Source organism: Amycolatopsis oliviviridis, from assembly GCF_014654365.1.
Taxonomy (GTDB): Bacteria; Actinomycetota; Actinomycetes; order Mycobacteriales; family Pseudonocardiaceae; genus Amycolatopsis; species Amycolatopsis oliviviridis.
The window spans coordinates 24,571-40,585 of sequence record NZ_BNAY01000018.1 but is presented as its reverse complement, the minus strand read 5'-3'; the positions used below and the strand labels follow the sequence as shown (position 1 = coordinate 40,585).

Genomic DNA, 16,015 nt, shown 5'->3' with positions numbered 1-16,015 from the left:
TCCCGTCGATAAGGAGGGAATCACTTCACGAACCGCGACCCGGCGTGCCCGACACAGCCCGGCAGCGCGCCTGGTCGAGGTGGTCGTGAGTGAAAAGTGTCGTTAGAACGACCCAAAACACTCACGACCACCTGGACCGACGCCTCAAAGGCCGTGCCGATCGGCGGCGAGGCGTGTTGCGGAACCCGCGCCGGTCACTTTCCCCGGCGCCGGGCCACGAGCATCCGGAGGACACGGCGCAACTGGGGCCGTGAAGGCAGGTAGTAACCGAAGAACGCCGCCCTCGAAAGCCAGGCGGGGCGGCCGCGGAACGACATCCCCCAAGCCTCCAGCACGGCGTGACCCCGACCGAAACCGGCGGTGACCCCAACGCTCTTCCAGGTGAACTCGCGCTGTGCGCGGCCTTGGATCACCCGCGCGACGTTCCCGCCGACCCAGCTTCCCTGACCGATCGCCCAGGCGGCGTCGACCGGGCACGGTTCGCCGGACGCCAGCGGCACCGACGCCGCGTCGCCGCCGCTCCACACCTCCGGCGCGATCTGCAGCATGCGGTCGGCCCGCACGGCTCCACGGTCGTCGACCGGCAGGTCGTCGAGTCCCGGCAGCGGACGCGGGCTGTTCCCGATCGCCGCGACCACAGTGGACGCCGCCAGCCAGGAACCGTCGTCGAGCTTCACCCCGTCGGGGCCCACGGCGACGACCCGGGCCGACGCGATGAGACGTACTCCGTTGTCCTGGATCTCTTTGCGGACATGCGCGCGCAGCTTGGGCGGCATCTCCTTAGCCAGTTCACCGGTGGGGGTGACGAGAACGACTTCGGCGTACTCCCGTTCCGAAGTTCCCTCCGTGGCCCGGGCCAGCCGCTGCGCGATCGCGACCGACGCTTCGATCCCGGCCAGACCGCCGCCTGCCACGACCACGGTCAGTGCCTTGGCGCGCAGCTTCTCCTCGGTCGACGAACGGGCGCTCTCCACGCACTCGTCGAGGTGGGCGACGAGTTTCCCGGTCCGGCCCGCGTCCCGCAGCCGGTACGCGTGCTCTTCCATCCCCTCCACCCGGCTCACGTCTTCGTACTGCCCGGTGCCCACGATCAGATGGTCGTAGTGGAGGGTCTGTTTCGTCCCGTCGACCCGTTCGACCTCCACGGTCCGGGCGGCGCGGTCCACGCTCCTGGCGTGCCCCCGCACGTGCCGCGCGGTGGGCATCGCTTCGGAAATCGGGCTCAGTTGCGCGTCCGGCGGCAGTTCGCCGGAAAGGACCTCGCCGGTCCATCCGTGAAAGGTGTGCGCGGTCGCCGGGGCGACGACGGTGAAGTCGACCTGCTTGCCCACCTTGCGTTTCAACGCCCGGTACGACCAGATCGACAGATAACCCGCGCCCAGCAGGACGACGTGGCGCCGTTGTTCGGTCGTACTCATAGCTCGTACTCCTCAAGCGATCGCAGGCCTGCGCAGGAAAACCACGGAAGACGCGTAGCGAGTGATTTTCTTTCCGGGGATGGTTCGCAGACTTTAACGGAAATCTCAGGTTCGGCGCGCGATAAAAGTGTTTTCGAGCAGATCCATTAAACGATTTTGCGGCGTTTCCACCTTTGAGAAACAAAATCACGATCATACTTCGACCCGAGGCGGTTACCGTGCCTCCGCGAGCGAGTGTGCGACACATCGCGGTCCCAGCGCTGGAACCAGGACTTTTCGTCCACCACCGAGGCTCTTTCGCACCGTCCGACACAGCCGCACCCGGTGTCCTTTGGGGCGGAAATACCAGAAATTCACACCGCCCGCCACGATCGGGCGAACGTGATCCGGTAAACCAGCAGTGCCTATACCCGCAGACACAACGCCACAGCCCATCCTCTTCCCGACGAGGGCCAGATGGAGGGAAATCCCTTATGACGGACGCAGTACGCGCCTTCGACTACATCGTCGTCGGCGCCGGATCGGCCGGATGCGCCATCGCGGCCCGCCTCGGCGCCGAACACGACGTCACCGTGGCGTTGGTCGAAGCCGGCGGCCCCGACGACAACCCGGCGATCAAGATCCCGGTCGCGTTCCCCGCCCTCTTCGGCAGCGAAGCCGACTGGGACTACCGCAGCACCCCGCAGCCCGGCCTGACCGGACGTGCGATCCGGGTCCCCAGGGGCCGGGTTCTCGGTGGCTGCTCGTCGATCAACGCCAACGTCTGGACCCGCGGTCACCGCGCCGACTTCGACGGCTGGGCGGAGGCGGGCGCCGAGGGATGGTCCTACGCGGACGTCGAACCCTACTTCCGCCGGTCGGAACGCCGCGTCGGCGACGACGACGCGGGCGTGTACGGCTCGGACGGCCCGCTGTACGTCGAAGACGTGCGTGGCGAGTCCGAGGCGACGTCCGCTTTCCTCGACGCCTGCGACGAGCTCGGGCTACCACGGTCAGCCGGGGTGAACGGAGGCGACCACACCGGGGCTGGACGCATCCCCACGGCCCAGCGTCGTGGTGAACGCTGGAGCGCGGCGGACGGCTATCTGCGCACCCTCCGGCATCCCGGCCTGGAGCTCCTGACCGGGATGCACGTCCGGCGGATCGTCGTCACCGACGGCCGGGCCACCGGGGTCGAGGCCCTGAACTCCGACGGCGAAGCGGTGACACTCACCGCGCGACGCGAGGTCGTGCTCAGCGCTGGCGCAGTCAACTCACCTCAACTACTGCTGCTGTCCGGCATCGGTCCGGCAGCGCAACTGGCCGAGCACGGCATCGCCTGTGTCGCCGATGTCCCTGGTGTCGGACTCGGCCTGCAGGACCACGTGTTCACGCCGCTGATCGTCCACTGCCCGAAACCGGTCACGCTGGCGTCCGCGGGCGAACCGGCCGCCGCCGCGCTCTACGAGTCCGAACGCCGTGGCCCCCTGACCTCGAACGTGGCCGAAGCCGCCTGCTTCCTCGCGAGCGGCCCCGAGCAACCGGCGCCGGACCTGGAGATCAGCTTCCTGCCGGTGGCCTTCGTCAACCACGGAATCGACCCGCCACCCGATCACGCGCTCACCATCGCCGTCGTGCTGCTGCAGCCGGAGAGCTCCGGGCAGGTCCGGCTCCGGTCCGCGGACCCGGCCGAGGCTCCGGAGATCGATTTCGGCACGTTCTCCGACCCGGACGGCCATGACCTGCGACGCCTGACCCAAGGTGTCGAGATCGCGCGCCGGATGTTCGGCACGACGGCGCTCGCGCCGTACGTCGGCGACTCCTGGTATCCGGCGCTCGACCCCGACGACGCCGAAAGCGTCGAGAAGCACGTCCGGGCGCACACCGACACCGTCTACCACCTGGCGGGCACCTGCCGGATGGGGACGGACGAGGGCGCCGTGGTGGACGCGGAACTGCGCGTGCGCGGGGTTGCCGGCCTCCGGGTCGTGGACGCCTCGGTCATGCCACGGATCACCCGGGGGCACACCCACGCCCCGACCGTCATGCTCGCCGAGCGGGCCGCCGACCTCATCATCCGGGAGTTTTCGTCATGAAAGAACGAGTGCAGGCCATCCTCTGGAAAACGATGATCCGCGTCGCCCCGAAACGCTGGTTCATCACGTTCATGCGCACGGTGCTGGTGCCCGCGGATCGCTTCCTGCTGGAACGGACCAAGGGCAGGTTCAGCCTCGGCGGCACCACCGGCGCCGGCACGCTGCTGCTCACCACCACCGGCCGTCGTAGCGGCAAGCAGTACTCCTCGCCGCTCTTCTTCTCTCCCTACGGGAACTCCTACGCCGTGGTCGCGTCGAATTTCGGCGACCGCAAGCATCCGGCGTGGTCGGAAAACCTCCTCGCCGACCCGAGGGCGACCATCACCCTGGGCAACGAGGTCCTCCCGGTCACCGCGCGACTGCTCACCGGCGAGGACCACGACGCGCAGTGGCGGCTCATCACCAGCTACGGCCCCGCCTATCAGGACTACCTGGACAACAGCGGGCGCGGGAGCTTCCGCATCTTCGCCCTCGACAAGGCACCGTCTTCGTGAGCACAGGAGTCACCCCATGACCGTCTACACGGAACACACCGGCCGGTCCCTGGATTTCGACGAGGTCCGGGAGCGGGTCCTGACCCGGCTCACCCTCTTCCTGGAAGCCAAACGGGACGACGCCGCCTGCCGGGGTCTCAGTCCGGAGATTCCAGAAACACTCAGGGATTTCGTCACCGCGGGCGGCAAACGGTTACGCCCCATGCTCTGCTCGGCCGGATGGCGGGCCGCCGGTGGCACCGGGCTACCGGACACGATCGTCGACGTGGCGGCGGCGCTCGAGCTGTACCAGGCGTTCGCGCTCATCCACGACGACGTGATCGACGACAGCGCGACCCGGCGATCCCGGCCGAGCGTCCATCGCTCGATCGCGGACCGGTATCCGCGGGCCCGGAACGCGCGGCGCTTCGGTGAGGCGGCGGCGATCCTGATCGGCGACATGGCGCTGATGTGGTCGACCGAGCTGCTCACGGGCGCGGCGCTGCCACCCGGCCGTCGCTCCGCCGTCTGCTCGCTGGTCGACCAGATGCGCGAAGAGATGCACTACGGCCAGTACTTGGATCTGTTCACCTGCCTCAACCCCCTTGACGACCACGGCGCTCCGCTGACCGTCATCCGGTACAAGACGGCGAGGTACACCGTCGAACGTCCGCTCCAACTGGGTGCGCTGCTGGCCGGCGCGGACTCCGACCTGCTCGATCGGCTCAGCCGGTTCGCCCTGCCGGTGGGGGACGCGTTCCAGTTGCGAGACGATCTTCTCGGCCTTTTCGGGAACTCGGCCACGACCGGCAAACCCGTCTTCGACGACTTGCGCGAGGGTAAACGCACCGTCCTGCTCGCCCTGGCCGCGCAGCGTGCGGACACCGCCGGGCGCGCGCTGCTGGAGAAGCACGTCGGCGATCCGCGGCTGAGTGAGCAAGACGCGCTCCGGGTCTTGGAGGTCATCGAAGGCACCGGCGCCCCGGCGATGGTGGAGAACATGATCGCCGACCGCACCGCCGAAGCCCTCGCCGTGCTCGACACCTCGCCGCTACCGCCCTCCGCGGCCGCCGATCTGCGTCACCTCGCCGCGCTGCTGGTGGAGCGCGAATCGTGAGATACGCCGTGCTGGACCTGGACGGCACGCTGTTGCGCGGTGTGCTCGGCACCCGCTACCTGGAGGACCTCGTCGAGGACGGCGTCTGCGACAAGGACGAGGGGCTGGCCTGCCTGCGGGCGATCCGCGGCTACGCGTCCGGCGGGAATTCGCGTCGCCAAGCGATGACCGAGGCGTATCAGGCTTATGCGAAGGCGTTGCGCGGTGCGACGGTCACCGAGGCCAGGGAGACGGCCGCCCGGACCTGGCGGGCGTGCCGCGACGAGCTGTTCCCCTTCGCCGAGCCGCTCATCGAGCTATTCAAACGGTATCGCTACCGGATCGTCCTCGTCTCCGGCAATTCCGAGCTCCCCCTGTGGGAGGCGGTGGACGACCTCGGCCTGCATTCGGGGTACGGCGCCCGGCTGGCCGAATCGGGCGGGCGGTTCACCGGCGAACTCCTCAGCACCCCCGGGCTACCCGGGGGGAAAGCCGCGGTGGTCCGGGAGCTGGCGGCGACCGGCGACGTCGAATGCGGCGTCACCGTCGCCGTCGGCAACGGCGGAATCGACGCGGAGGTCTTCACCCACGCGGGCGCCGCCTTCGCGTTCGAACCCGACGACGAACTCCACGCCCTGAGCAGCGGCCGGGATTGGCACGTCGTCGATCGCGAAACGATCTTGGCCACCTGCTCCGAGGTACTGGAGCGCCTGAACCGACCGAAGGAGCAGGAGAAATGACCGGACGGGATCCGTACACCGAACTCGACCTGACGATCAGCGAGCACGCCAAGGAGTGGCGTGACCGTGCCCGGGTGTTCGCGCGGGAGTACGCGGCCCCGATCGGCCACCGGCTGGACCGGATGACCGCGGCCGAAGCGGTCGCGACCGGCTCGCCGTACTTCGAGTTCATGGCGGAGGCCCGCAAGGCGGGCTTCCTCACCCTGACCGCCCCGGCCGAGTTCGGCGGGCTCGGCCTGACCCGGTTCGAGGAATTCCTCGTCCTGGAGGAATTGGCCACCGGGGACGCCGGGCTGGCCACCAGCCTGTTCATCGCCCCGCTGGTCTTCCAGTTCGTCTACAACTTCGGCAGCCCTCGGCTCGTGGACGAGCTGAGCCGCCCCTACTACACCGGGGAACAGCCGTCGTGGTCCAGTTGTTTCGCGATCACCGACCCGAATCACGGCTCCGACATGATGGCGGCGCACACCCCGTCCCTGACCGTCGGCGGCGGGGACACCAGGGCACACCTCGACGGTGACGAGTGGGTGCTGAACGGGACCAAAGCGGACTGGATCAGCTGCGCGGTGACCGCGTCCCACGCCCTGGTCTGCTGCACACTCGACGGCGACAGCCTCGCCAAGGGCGGCATCTTCGTCGTCCCCCTGGACCACGAGGGCGTCACCCGGACAGCGCCACTGGAGAAACTCGGACTCCGAGCCCTCAACCAGGGTGGCTTTTCCTTCACCGACGTCCGCTTGCCCAAGGAGTATCTGCTGATCGGTGAGAACGCCTACCCGATCGCCATGCACGCGACGCACGCGCTGGCCAGTGTCTCGATGGCGCTCTTGGCGTTCGGCACGGGCCGGGCCGCCTACGAAGGCGCGCTGAGCTACACCGGGCATCGTGTCCAAGGCGGCAAGCCCTTGCGCGAGCACCAGTCCGTCCAGCTGCGCCTGTTCCGGATGTTCACCCGGCTCGAAGCCGCCCGCGCTCTCAACCGGGCGGTCTACGCCCACAACTACGGGCAGGCTGACGCCGGCGACCTCGGTTCGATCGCGCATTCCGCGGCCAGCAAGGTGTTCACCACCGACACCGCCTTCGAGGTGTGCGACCTCGCGATCCAGCTCTGCGGCGCGCGAGCGACCCGCCTCGACGGTGTCGAACTCCCCGGCGGGGAGGTCTTCTATCCCGAAAAGCTGCTCCGCGACGCGAAATCGTTCAAGGTCGCCGACGGGGAGAACGACCTGCTGGCGCTGATCGGCGCCGCCCACCTCCGGTGACCCCGCGACGCCTGTAATCAGGGGGACGGCACACGTGATTGAACGGACGACACACGTGATCAGATGGACATCGCGTGTGTCGTCCATCCAGTCACGTGTGTCGTCCGTCTGATCACACGCGTCGTCCGTCTGATCACAGGGTGAAGATGCCGCGCAACCCGTCCCTGCCCGTGACGCCCAGTTTGCGATACACCTTGGACAGCCGGGCCTCCACCGTTCTCGTCGACACGGACAGCCGTTCGGCGATCTCCTTGTTGCGCAGTCCGGCGCGAGCCAATTCGGTCACCTCACGCTCCGGGTCGGTCAACGGCGCGTGCTCGGTGGCGCTGCACAGATCGTTCAGTACCGCGGTGAACTCCGGCCGGAGCACGACGCCGGCGAAATCCCCGTGCTCGTCACGGCGCGGCGCGCCGTCGGGATCCGCGGCGATGGTCGAGGAGGCGTACAACGAGATGGCGAGAGTTTCCCTCGCGCCCCAACGGCGCGCCGCGATGACACTCGCGGAGGCGAGGGAGGCGGCCAGCACGGGCCGCTGCAGCACGTGCGAGCAGAGCGCCGCGTGGGCGCGCCAAGGCAGCACCGCCGGGTTGTGCACGGAGCGGCTGAGCAGCAGACGTCCGCAGGCCTTGTAGTCGTCGTAACCGAGTTCGTGCTTACCCGTGGCGAGATGCAGTCCGCCGCGGGCGAAGAGGAGTTCCGCTTCGTCGGCGACATCGGTCAGCGGACCGTCGAAGTCGTGTTCACGCAGGAGAGCCCGTGCCCGCGAGAATTCGCCCGCCGCCACCGACGCGGACACCGTCCACGCGACGGCGAGGCTGCGGAGCTCCGCCGGGATCCCGCGCGTCAGGATCTCCTTCATCGCTTCCGAGGCGGCTTCCCGCCCCGCTCCCCACGACACCACCCTCGCCCGCAGCAACGCGAGACCCGACCGTGTCACCGTGGCGCCGTGCTCGCCGCGGGTGTCCTCGGCCAGCCTCAGCAGGGCACGTGCGTCGGCCAGATTCCCCGCGTACGCGAGGGCGAGCACACCGACCCAGATCCTCGCCAGCCCCGGAAGATCCTCCGAGGTCAGCGGCGCCCGAGCCAGCCGCACCACCTCACCCCGCTGGCGGCCGCGATTGAGGGCTTGCACCACCCGGAGCACCTCTTTGGACTCGCGCCCAGCGTGCCGTGACTCGTCCTGCTCGAGCCCGGCAAGGAAGCGTGCCCCGGCGATGTGCACCAACTGAGCGTAGCCGGTGACGGGACGTGACAGTGAGTGTTGGGCAGACAGCATCCGCACCAAGTGCCCCGCGAGATACCACCGGCCGTCGGCCACCAGCCGCTCGAGTTCGGTCCGCACGGCACCGACGGGATCCACCGGACCGGCCACCGGCTCTTTCGATCCGGCTTCTTCGAACATTTCGTCCTCTCGCCTCACCCTGCACCGTCACATCTGCCGACCGGCCACTTCTTCACCGAGCGCGTCGCGGAGCCCCCTCCTTCCCCGCACGCCCAGTTTCCGGTACACATTGGACAGATGGAACTCGATGCCTCTCAGTGAAAGACCGAGTTTTCCGGCGATCTGTTCGTTCGAGTGGCCACCTCTCGCCAGCGAGGCCACCCTGCTCTCCTGTTTGGTCAACCGCACCGAGTCGGTCATGCCGCCGAACTCGGCGCGCAGGTTCTGTGCCCTGCCGTGCGCTCCGATCTCCTTCGCGATTCCCACGGCTCGGCCGATCCGCCAGCGTGCCCCCGCGACGTCGTCGCGGGCCGCCAAGCGCCGGGCGAGCTCCTGATTGACGGTGATCAGTTCGCTGCGGGCGCCGCCGACTTCGAGCAGCTCGGCCGCCTCGGTGAGCTGCGCACAGGCGTCCGGTCCGTCTTCGACCGTCGCCAGCGTGCTCAACGCCATGCCCAGCACCCTCGGCTCACCCCAGCCACGAGCCCTGAGCAGCACCTGACCGGCGATCCGGGCGGCGAGTTCGTCCCGCCGCGCGGCCTTGGCGGCCAGGGAGATCTGCGTCGGGCACAGCAGCATGGCGCGGTTCGACATCCGTTGCCCCTCGAACAGGCGCTCGGCCTGCAGGAAGTCCTGGAAGCCGGTGTCCGCGTCGCCTGTGGCCAGCCGGACCGCCGCCCGGGCCGACAACAGCATCGGGCGGCACATCAGCCACTGCTGCGCCGCCCGCTCGAGGCCGCTCTCGGCCATCAGGTCCACCGCTTCGTCGATCGCCCCTTCTTCGAGCAGGACGTCGACCAGCCAGGACACGCCGAGCAGCCGGACGTTCTGGCTCACGTCCGACTCGATCAGCTCGCCGAGGATCCGGCGCGCGCCCGGCAGATCGCCGGTATGCCGGGCCACTCTCGCGCGAGCGCGGAGCATCATGCTGCGGCGTTGCGCCCGGGTGAACGGCCCCGGCTCGACGTCCTCAACCAGCCGGGCGCACTGTTCGTCCACGGTCACCAGTTCACCGGCGCTCACCAGTGTCACGAGGGCACGCCACACGCACAGCGGGTCGTGACGGCACGGAGCCTCGTCCAGCGCCTCCTCGGCCCACGCGACGGCGAGGCCGACGTCCTTGCCTCGCGTCATTTCTCTGGCCGACTTGGCCGAGGCGCACAGCCCGGCGGGCACGGCCGGGGCGGGCCCGGTGTCCTGCCCGGCCATCAGCCAGGGCACGCTGGCGGTCAATCCGGGGGTGACCACGTCCAGCCGCGCCTCGACTTCCGAGGTGCACAACCCCTCGACGCCACGAAGATCCAAGCCACCGCTTGGTGTGTCGGCTCGCTCCCTTGTCCGGAGCTGGCCGTTACCGCGCCGAACCATGGTCACCTCTGGCGTTTCCGTCCAAGAACACAAGACAAGCCAGCGTATCTCCGACGATGAGGGCGATCCATCACGCGCGCGGTTCGGGGCAAGGGTTTCACCCGAAATTACATCGCCAAGACGGCGCCCGGCCAGGAGGGGACATCCGGAAAACCCGTGTCAGAAAAGGCAGTTGTGCTCACCAGATCTGGCAGCGGCAGCAGCAAAGAGCCATCGGACATTGGCGAAGTGCCAGAATGCGGTCGAAACATGTCTCAAGTGCAGGGCGCCTTCCCACGTCCACGACCGGCGATCGTCCCACTCGGCGCAACGAGTTCCGGACGACGAGCGGGCTCCGTGGTAAGAAGCGAAGGAGCAGAGGGATCGAAGGAGTTCACGATGAAAGCAGCTTTGCGCATCGCCGTCGTGATTGGCCTGCTGGGTTCCTCCGGTGTCCACTTCTATCTCTGGACCATCGAAGGACTGGGTTTCCTCGCTCCCCTGTTCCTCCTCAACGCGATATCCGGTCCGCTCATCGCCATCGGACTCCTGGCGTGGCGCCATCGGCTCATGACCTGGCTGGCCGTCGATTTCGGCGTGGCCACCCTCGGTTCGTACGCCATCGCGGAAACCGTCGGCGTCTTCGCTCAACGAGACCACTTCAGCACCTTCGCCGAGTACTGCGCGACGGGTACCGAACTGGTCTGCATCATCTGCGGCACACTCCTGCTGATCCTCGATCGCGGCGCCAGGAAGAACCGGTCGGATCAGCAGCCGAAACCGGAGTACACCCTGCCGATCCTGCTCGCCCGCAAGACCGAGACGTCCGACGGCGGCGAACGCGGCTTCTGATCACCCGGCGCCAGGACCAGCCCCCGCGGCCTGCCCGAGCACCCCTGGACACCCATCGAACAGCCGGAGGATTTCCGTCGTGCCCGAAGGAAAAATCGTCAGTTTCGACGAGATCCGCGGATATGGTTTCGCCGCGCCCGAGAACGGTGGCGAGGATGTGTTCGTCCACGTCAACGCGCTCACCTTCGACAAACGGTTGCTGGGGCCGGGCGTCTCGGTGAAGTTCGACGTGCTGGAGAGCGAACGCGGCTTGAAAGCGTCGCGTGTGGACCTCGTCGAGTCCCCGGAAGGCGGGGCCGGCGACCTCGCGCGCCGGAGTGCGGCGGCGAGCACCCAGGACGACGGCATGTGCGACGTCCTGACGGTCAAGGAATTCCTCGACGAGGTCACCGAGTCGCTCATCGGTGCCGCGCCGAGTGTCACCGGCGAGCAGATCACGCTGATCCGGCGTCAGCTCGTCCACCTGGCGCACAAGCACGGCTGGGTGGAGGCCTGAAGGAAGAGGTCTTTTCGGTCAAGGACTTCGCCCGAAAGGGCGGTCAGGCGTGGACGAGCACGAATCCGTCCGTCCGCGCCCGGCTGAGCAGGTCCACAGCGGACCGGAGCCGTTCGGCCGCCTCCTGCGCGTCACCCGCCTCGGACCGCCGGAACGCCTCGGCGGCGTTGCTCAGACCGACCAGGATGTCGATGTAGGAGTCCCGGACCTCGCCCCGGGGCTGGACGATCACCAGGCCGGCCAGCTGGTCGACGTACTCGTCGAAGTGACTCGCCAGTTCCAGCTGCGGGCGGAAGACGTCTTCCCGGGCATCGGGGGGCGGACAGGTCGTCCTCTCCCCCGGTTCTGCGTGACTCCGGCGGTCATCCTCGAACACCACGACATCCCCCCTTCTCGGCGGCTCGGACATCCCGACGATCCTGTCATATTCCACTGTCGACACTACCGCCGTTCAGTGGAATCGACCTGATCACAAGACAAATGACGGACGACTCTGCCCTTCCGCACCGAAGCCACCCCCGCGCGGAGCTTCACCCCTTGACCTCAAAAGGTTTCTTCGCCGCGCGACGACCTGTGCACGCCATGTACCCAGGTGACCGCGACCGAATTCCCGCGCACTGGAACAGAAAATGGAATGGGTCCATTTTTTCCTGTCCGATGAGAAATGTCGTACACCCGCTTCGGCGGTTTCCGATTTCCGGTATCGGCGAATCGGCTCACCGATACCGGGCCAGTGCGCTTGTCGCGCTACCTGGCCCCCGCGACAGCCCTCGGCAGTGACTTGACAGCCACGGTCGGTCATAGTGCGAAACCCGTCGCCACGACCCGGTATCGACACACAAAACCCCAGTTCAAAGACATATTGGCGAGCCGTTGAGAGCTTGCTCGCCGGCCTCTCTTCGCCCTCCGGACGGCTCCCGAACGGCACACCCCTGTGGATGAACCGCAGAGTTCCCCGAAGGGCCCGCGCCGCGCTCGACACCGGCCTCGACGGGGTGGAAAAGTCGCTTTGAAGGCCGGTCAGTTCGATAGTCGTCCACCGTTCCCGGACCAATACCCCGAGCGTCAAGGAGGCCGTCATGCGATTTCGCTTCGCTCTCTTCGGCCAGGTCCGGGTCTGGCACGACGACGAAGAGATCCTCCTGGGGCCGGCCCATCGCCGCACGGTCCTCGCCGTTCTCGCGTTGCGCGCCAATCAGGTCGTCACGCGATCGGAGTTGATCGACGCGGTCTGGGGTGAGCATCCGCCGGCGAGCGCGAACGGAAGTATCTACACCTACGTGTCCGCGCTTCGGAAGGTCTTCGCGGCCCAGGAAACCGATCCCGGCACTCCCCCGGTCCTCGAGTCGAGCGCGACGGGTTATCTCCTTCGCGTTCCAGGCGAGGCCATCGACATGGTCCGCTTCGAAACCCTGCGCGAAGAAGCTCGCCGCCGCTACCGGGACGGCGATCCCGCCGGGACGATCGCCGCGCTCGACGAAGCCCTCGCCCTGTATCGCGGGGAGCCGCTGGCGGAACTTCCCGGCCCGTTCGCGGCAGCGCAACGCGAGCGGTTCAAGGAACTTCGGCTCGACGCCGTCGAGCAACGCGCGCGAGCGCTGCTGGATCTCGGTGAGCACGCACAGGTCGCCACCGAATTGTGTGACGTCGCCTCGCGGCACCCGATGCGCGAACATCTGCAGGACCTTCTGTTGCTCTCGCTCTACCGGAGCGGCCGCCGCGAGGAGGCGCTGGAGGTCTTCGAATCAGTACGGGCGATCACCATCGAGCAGCTCGGCACCGAGCCGGGATCCGCCCTCACCACCCGCTACGACCAGATCCGGTCGGACGACCCGGCGCTGTGGCCGCTGGAGACGGGTGACGCCTCGGGGCCGGCACGCCTGCGCGCGACGGAGTTCGTCGGCCGGGCCGCCGAACTTTCCCGGCTCCGGTCCGCGATCACCGGGGTCGAGCAAGGCCGCGGTGGTGTGCTGTGGATCGAGGGCGCGGCGGGTGTCGGCAAGTCCGCGCTCGCGGCGGAAGCCCTCGCCGGGGCGCGCTGCGCGGTGGGGATCGGCGTCGCCGACGAATTCAGCCCGGAGGCGCCCTTTCGCCTCGTCCTCGAATGCCTGGGGGTCCGGCTCACCGCGACCGATCCTCGCCGGGCGGCGCTCGCGCGCGCTCTGAAGGTCCCCCGTGACCGGAATTCCGCGGCCGACGCCGAATCGATCATCGGGCTGGTACGAGAACTCTGCGCGCAGGCGCCGTTGATCCTCTTCGCCGACGATCTACAGTGGATCGATTCGGCGGGCCTGTCGGTCTGGCGGGAGCTGGTCCACCTGACCGCTCGGTCACCGTTGCTGCTCATCGGCTCGCATCGTCCGCTCACCGCGGACGCGGCTCTCGGCGAACTGCGCGACCAGGCCGGGGAAATCCTCAGGCTGCAGGACCTGCGCGACGACGAGGCGGCCGACCTCCTGACCGTCCTCGCCGGACCTTCACCGGAGCCCGCGGTCGTCGCTTTCGCCAGGACAGCGGCGGGAAACCCCCGGATCCTCACCGACCTCGTCGACGCGTGGCGGGCCCACGGCGCACTCACCGAACCGGACGGCGAAGACCGGCCCGTGCTGCCGGTATCCGCCGCGCAGGTGATCAAACGCCGGCTGGCGTTCCTGTCCGCGCGCGCCCAGGAAGCGTTGCGCTGGGCGGCGCTGTCCGCCCCCGAGTTCCCGGAGCGCGACCTTTCACTGGTCCTCGAGCTTCCGGCGGCCGAGGTGGCGCGTCTGGTGGACGAACTCGTGGACGCCGGACTGCTGACGCGCACCGGGAACGGGCTGCGCTTCCGGCACCCCGCCGTCCGCCAGGCTTTCTACACGACGATGCCGCAGGCGATCCGGCTCGCGCTTCACCGGCAGCTCGCGGAAGTCCTCGACGCGGCCGGGACCGAGGTGGACCACGTCGCCGACCGGGTCGAGGCCGTACCGACCTCGGTGGATTCGTGGGTGCGGGACTGGGTGCTCCGCAATGGACACACGCTGGCCCCGGAATCGGCGAAGACCGCGCTCCGGCTCGTCCAATGGGTCAGCTCGGCGCCGAGCACGACGGCCGGCGAACGCGGACATCCCGAAAGTGTCCATAGAGGACTGATCAGAGGGTTCGCCCACGGCGATCCGGGACCTTCTTCACCCGACATACCGCCACAACGGATTTCGGACGGCGTTCCTGACGGCACCCAAGGCCGTCTCAGGGACCGCCTGCCGCCGGAATTGGCCTGCCGGCCCGAACCCCCGTAGCCGGCACACGCGTTTCGTCCTCTGAACGCGGTACTTGCAACGCGCAAAGACCCTCTTCGCCGACTGGCGAGGAGGGCTGTCTTCATGTCCGGCGGTGTTCGTGGTCCTCGACTTTTCCTGTCGCTCGTTCACCACACCCGAGGCCCGTCATATCCGTCGCGCCCCCAGCGCGCGACGGCTCCTCGGGCTCAGATGACGCCGGCTCGCAGGGCGTACGCCACGGCGTGCGGGCGGTTTCGCAGGTGCAGCCTGTTCGTCATCGAGTAGATCACGCTCTTGACCGTACGCTCGGAATAACAGAGTTCCTCGGCGATCTCCGCGGTGTCGAAACCGTCGGCGATCAACCGCAGGATGTCCACCTCCCGCGAGGTCAGCCCGGCCGCTCCGAGCCCTCTGGGGGACAGCACGTCACGCTGCAACCGCCGCACGTTCTCCAGCAACTGTCCCAGCAGGTCCGGGGGCAGCGCCCCACGACCGGATCCGGCCGCGCGCACCACCTCCACCAGCCGATCGGCGGAGACCTGCTCGCGGGACAACACCGCCACCACGCGGCATTCCACGGCCGTCATCACCTCGTGCTCCTGCAACTCGTTCGTCACCAGCACCGTGGGCACGGCCACCTCGGCCGCCCACTGCTTGAGCTCGGCCACCACCTGCGACGACATCCGATCGGCCTGGACCACCCGCACGTCGTTCGCGGTCAGCGCCGCGCAGTCCACCACTTCCACTTCCGGCCGCGACCGGAAGTAGCTGGTCAGTCCGACCTGCGTGATCGCATCGAACGCGCGCACCCCTACCCGTACCGTCTTCACCAGAACCTCCCGCTCGCTGTATCTGTTGTCCGAATGCGACATCCGCTGCCCCTGATCACCTGGAGCGCCTCATATCGCGCCTGTCCGGAAGGCGTACGCCACCGCGTGCGCCCGCGAATTCAGTCCCATCCGGTTGATGAAGCCGTAGAGGACGTTCTTGATCGTGCCCTCGGAGTAAGGCAGCAGATCCGCCATCTCCTCGGTCTGGTAGCCGTCGGCTATGAGCCGGAGCACCGCGAGTTCACGGTCTTCCAGACCGGACAGCGTCAGCCCCTCCGGATCGAGGACCTCGGTCCGCAGCCAGTTCAACCGTTCGAGCAGGGTGCCCTGGAGCGAGCCCGGCAGGAATGCCGCTCCCCTGCTCACCGCGGTGACCATCGCGGTGAGGGAGGTGTTGGTGACGTCCTGGCGGTGCAGGAAGGCCACCACACCGCATTCCACCGCGGTGAGGATGTCCTCGGCGCGGAACTCGCGGCAGACCACCACGCACTTCAGCGCCGCGTCGGCGCCGAGCCGGTTCTGCAGCCGCCGGAGGTAGGCGAACACCTCGACACCGGCGACCCCCTCCACCGCCACCACCGTGACGTCCGGGGCGTCGACCCGGTCCTGCTCGGGGTCGTCGACACGAACGTGCAGGTGAGGCGACCGTTCGAGCAGGGTCCGGACGCCGGACGCCGTGAACGGGTCGGGGGCGTGCACCAAGACCTCGGCGCTCTCCACGACTGCCTCCC

At 68.3% G+C, this 16,015-nt stretch carries 14 protein-coding genes; 8 read left to right on the top strand and 6 right to left on the bottom strand.

Annotated features, from left to right (window positions below; all coding sequences use genetic code 11):
* Positions 1-194 precede the first annotated feature (194 nt).
* Positions 195-1,418, bottom strand: coding sequence for an NAD(P)/FAD-dependent oxidoreductase (locus tag IE302_RS41840; protein WP_191260022.1), 1,224 nt, complete (start codon positions 1,416-1,418; stop codon positions 195-197).
* Positions 1,419-1,891: 473 nt separating this feature from the next.
* On the opposite strand from IE302_RS41840, the gene IE302_RS41835 reads away from it, so the two are divergent.
* Genes IE302_RS41835 through IE302_RS41815 form a run of 5 tightly spaced genes read left to right on the top strand, consistent with a single transcriptional unit; the run spans position 1,892 to position 7,064 of the window.
* Positions 1,892-3,493 (top strand): GMC family oxidoreductase, encoded by a 1,602-nt coding sequence (locus IE302_RS41835; protein WP_191260021.1) that lies wholly within the window; start codon positions 1,892-1,894, stop codon positions 3,491-3,493.
* Entirely contained in the window at positions 3,490-3,987 is a 498-nt protein-coding gene (locus tag IE302_RS41830; RefSeq protein WP_229908347.1) for a nitroreductase family deazaflavin-dependent oxidoreductase, read from the top strand. The genes IE302_RS41835 and IE302_RS41830 overlap by 4 nt, the downstream gene beginning before the upstream one ends.
* A 16-nt stretch (positions 3,988-4,003) precedes the next feature.
* Positions 4,004-5,083, top strand: coding sequence for a polyprenyl synthetase family protein (locus IE302_RS41825; protein WP_191260020.1), 1,080 nt, complete (start codon positions 4,004-4,006; stop codon positions 5,081-5,083).
* Positions 5,080-5,802 carry an HAD family hydrolase gene (locus IE302_RS41820; RefSeq protein WP_191260019.1) on the top strand — a complete coding sequence of 241 codons (723 nt, stop codon included), beginning with the start codon at positions 5,080-5,082 and terminating at the stop codon, positions 5,800-5,802. The genes IE302_RS41825 and IE302_RS41820 overlap by 4 nt, the downstream gene beginning before the upstream one ends.
* A complete protein-coding gene (locus IE302_RS41815; RefSeq protein ID WP_191260018.1) occupies positions 5,799-7,064 on the top strand; it encodes an acyl-CoA dehydrogenase family protein in 1,266 nt (421 codons plus the stop codon). The genes IE302_RS41820 and IE302_RS41815 overlap by 4 nt, the downstream gene beginning before the upstream one ends.
* A gap of 133 nt (positions 7,065-7,197) precedes the next feature.
* Here the strand turns inward: IE302_RS41815 and IE302_RS41810 are convergent, their stop codons facing one another.
* Positions 7,198-8,466 carry a helix-turn-helix transcriptional regulator gene (locus tag IE302_RS41810; RefSeq protein WP_191260017.1) on the bottom strand — a complete coding sequence of 423 codons (1,269 nt, stop codon included), beginning with the start codon at positions 8,464-8,466 and terminating at the stop codon, positions 7,198-7,200.
* A 27-nt stretch (positions 8,467-8,493) separates the two neighbouring features.
* A complete protein-coding gene (locus IE302_RS41805) occupies positions 8,494-9,786 on the bottom strand; it encodes a LuxR family transcriptional regulator (RefSeq protein WP_191260016.1) in 1,293 nt (430 codons plus the stop codon).
* Between the two features lie 465 nt (positions 9,787-10,251).
* On the opposite strand from IE302_RS41805, the gene IE302_RS41800 reads away from it, so the two are divergent.
* Both IE302_RS41800 and IE302_RS41795 read left to right on the top strand, forming a co-directional pair.
* Positions 10,252-10,704 (top strand): hypothetical protein, encoded by a 453-nt coding sequence (locus tag IE302_RS41800; protein ID WP_191260015.1) that lies wholly within the window; start codon positions 10,252-10,254, stop codon positions 10,702-10,704.
* A 79-nt stretch (positions 10,705-10,783) separates the two neighbouring features.
* Positions 10,784-11,200: a cold-shock protein gene (locus IE302_RS41795; protein ID WP_191260014.1), complete on the top strand. Its 417-nt coding sequence runs from the start codon at positions 10,784-10,786 to the stop codon at positions 11,198-11,200.
* A 43-nt stretch (positions 11,201-11,243) separates the two neighbouring features.
* On the opposite strand, the gene IE302_RS41790 is transcribed toward IE302_RS41795, so the two are convergent.
* On the bottom strand, positions 11,244-11,579 hold the full coding sequence (locus IE302_RS41790; protein ID WP_191260013.1) for a hypothetical protein: 336 nt from the start codon (positions 11,577-11,579) through the stop codon (positions 11,244-11,246).
* A gap of 700 nt (positions 11,580-12,279) precedes the next feature.
* Between IE302_RS41790 and IE302_RS41785 the strand changes: the two genes are divergently transcribed.
* Positions 12,280-14,472, top strand: coding sequence for an ATP-binding protein (locus IE302_RS41785; protein ID WP_191260012.1), 2,193 nt, complete (start codon positions 12,280-12,282; stop codon positions 14,470-14,472).
* A gap of 188 nt (positions 14,473-14,660) precedes the next feature.
* Here IE302_RS41785 and IE302_RS41780 read toward each other — a convergent pair whose 3' ends face one another.
* Both IE302_RS41780 and IE302_RS41775 read right to left on the bottom strand, forming a co-directional pair.
* Positions 14,661-15,284 carry a response regulator transcription factor gene (locus tag IE302_RS41780; protein WP_093935886.1) on the bottom strand — a complete coding sequence of 208 codons (624 nt, stop codon included), beginning with the start codon at positions 15,282-15,284 and terminating at the stop codon, positions 14,661-14,663.
* A 69-nt stretch (positions 15,285-15,353) separates the two neighbouring features.
* The gene (locus IE302_RS41775; RefSeq protein ID WP_093935872.1) at positions 15,354-16,004 is read right to left on the bottom strand and encodes a helix-turn-helix transcriptional regulator; all 651 of its coding nucleotides are present in this window, start codon (positions 16,002-16,004) and stop codon (positions 15,354-15,356) included.
* Positions 16,005-16,015 lie beyond the last annotated feature (11 nt).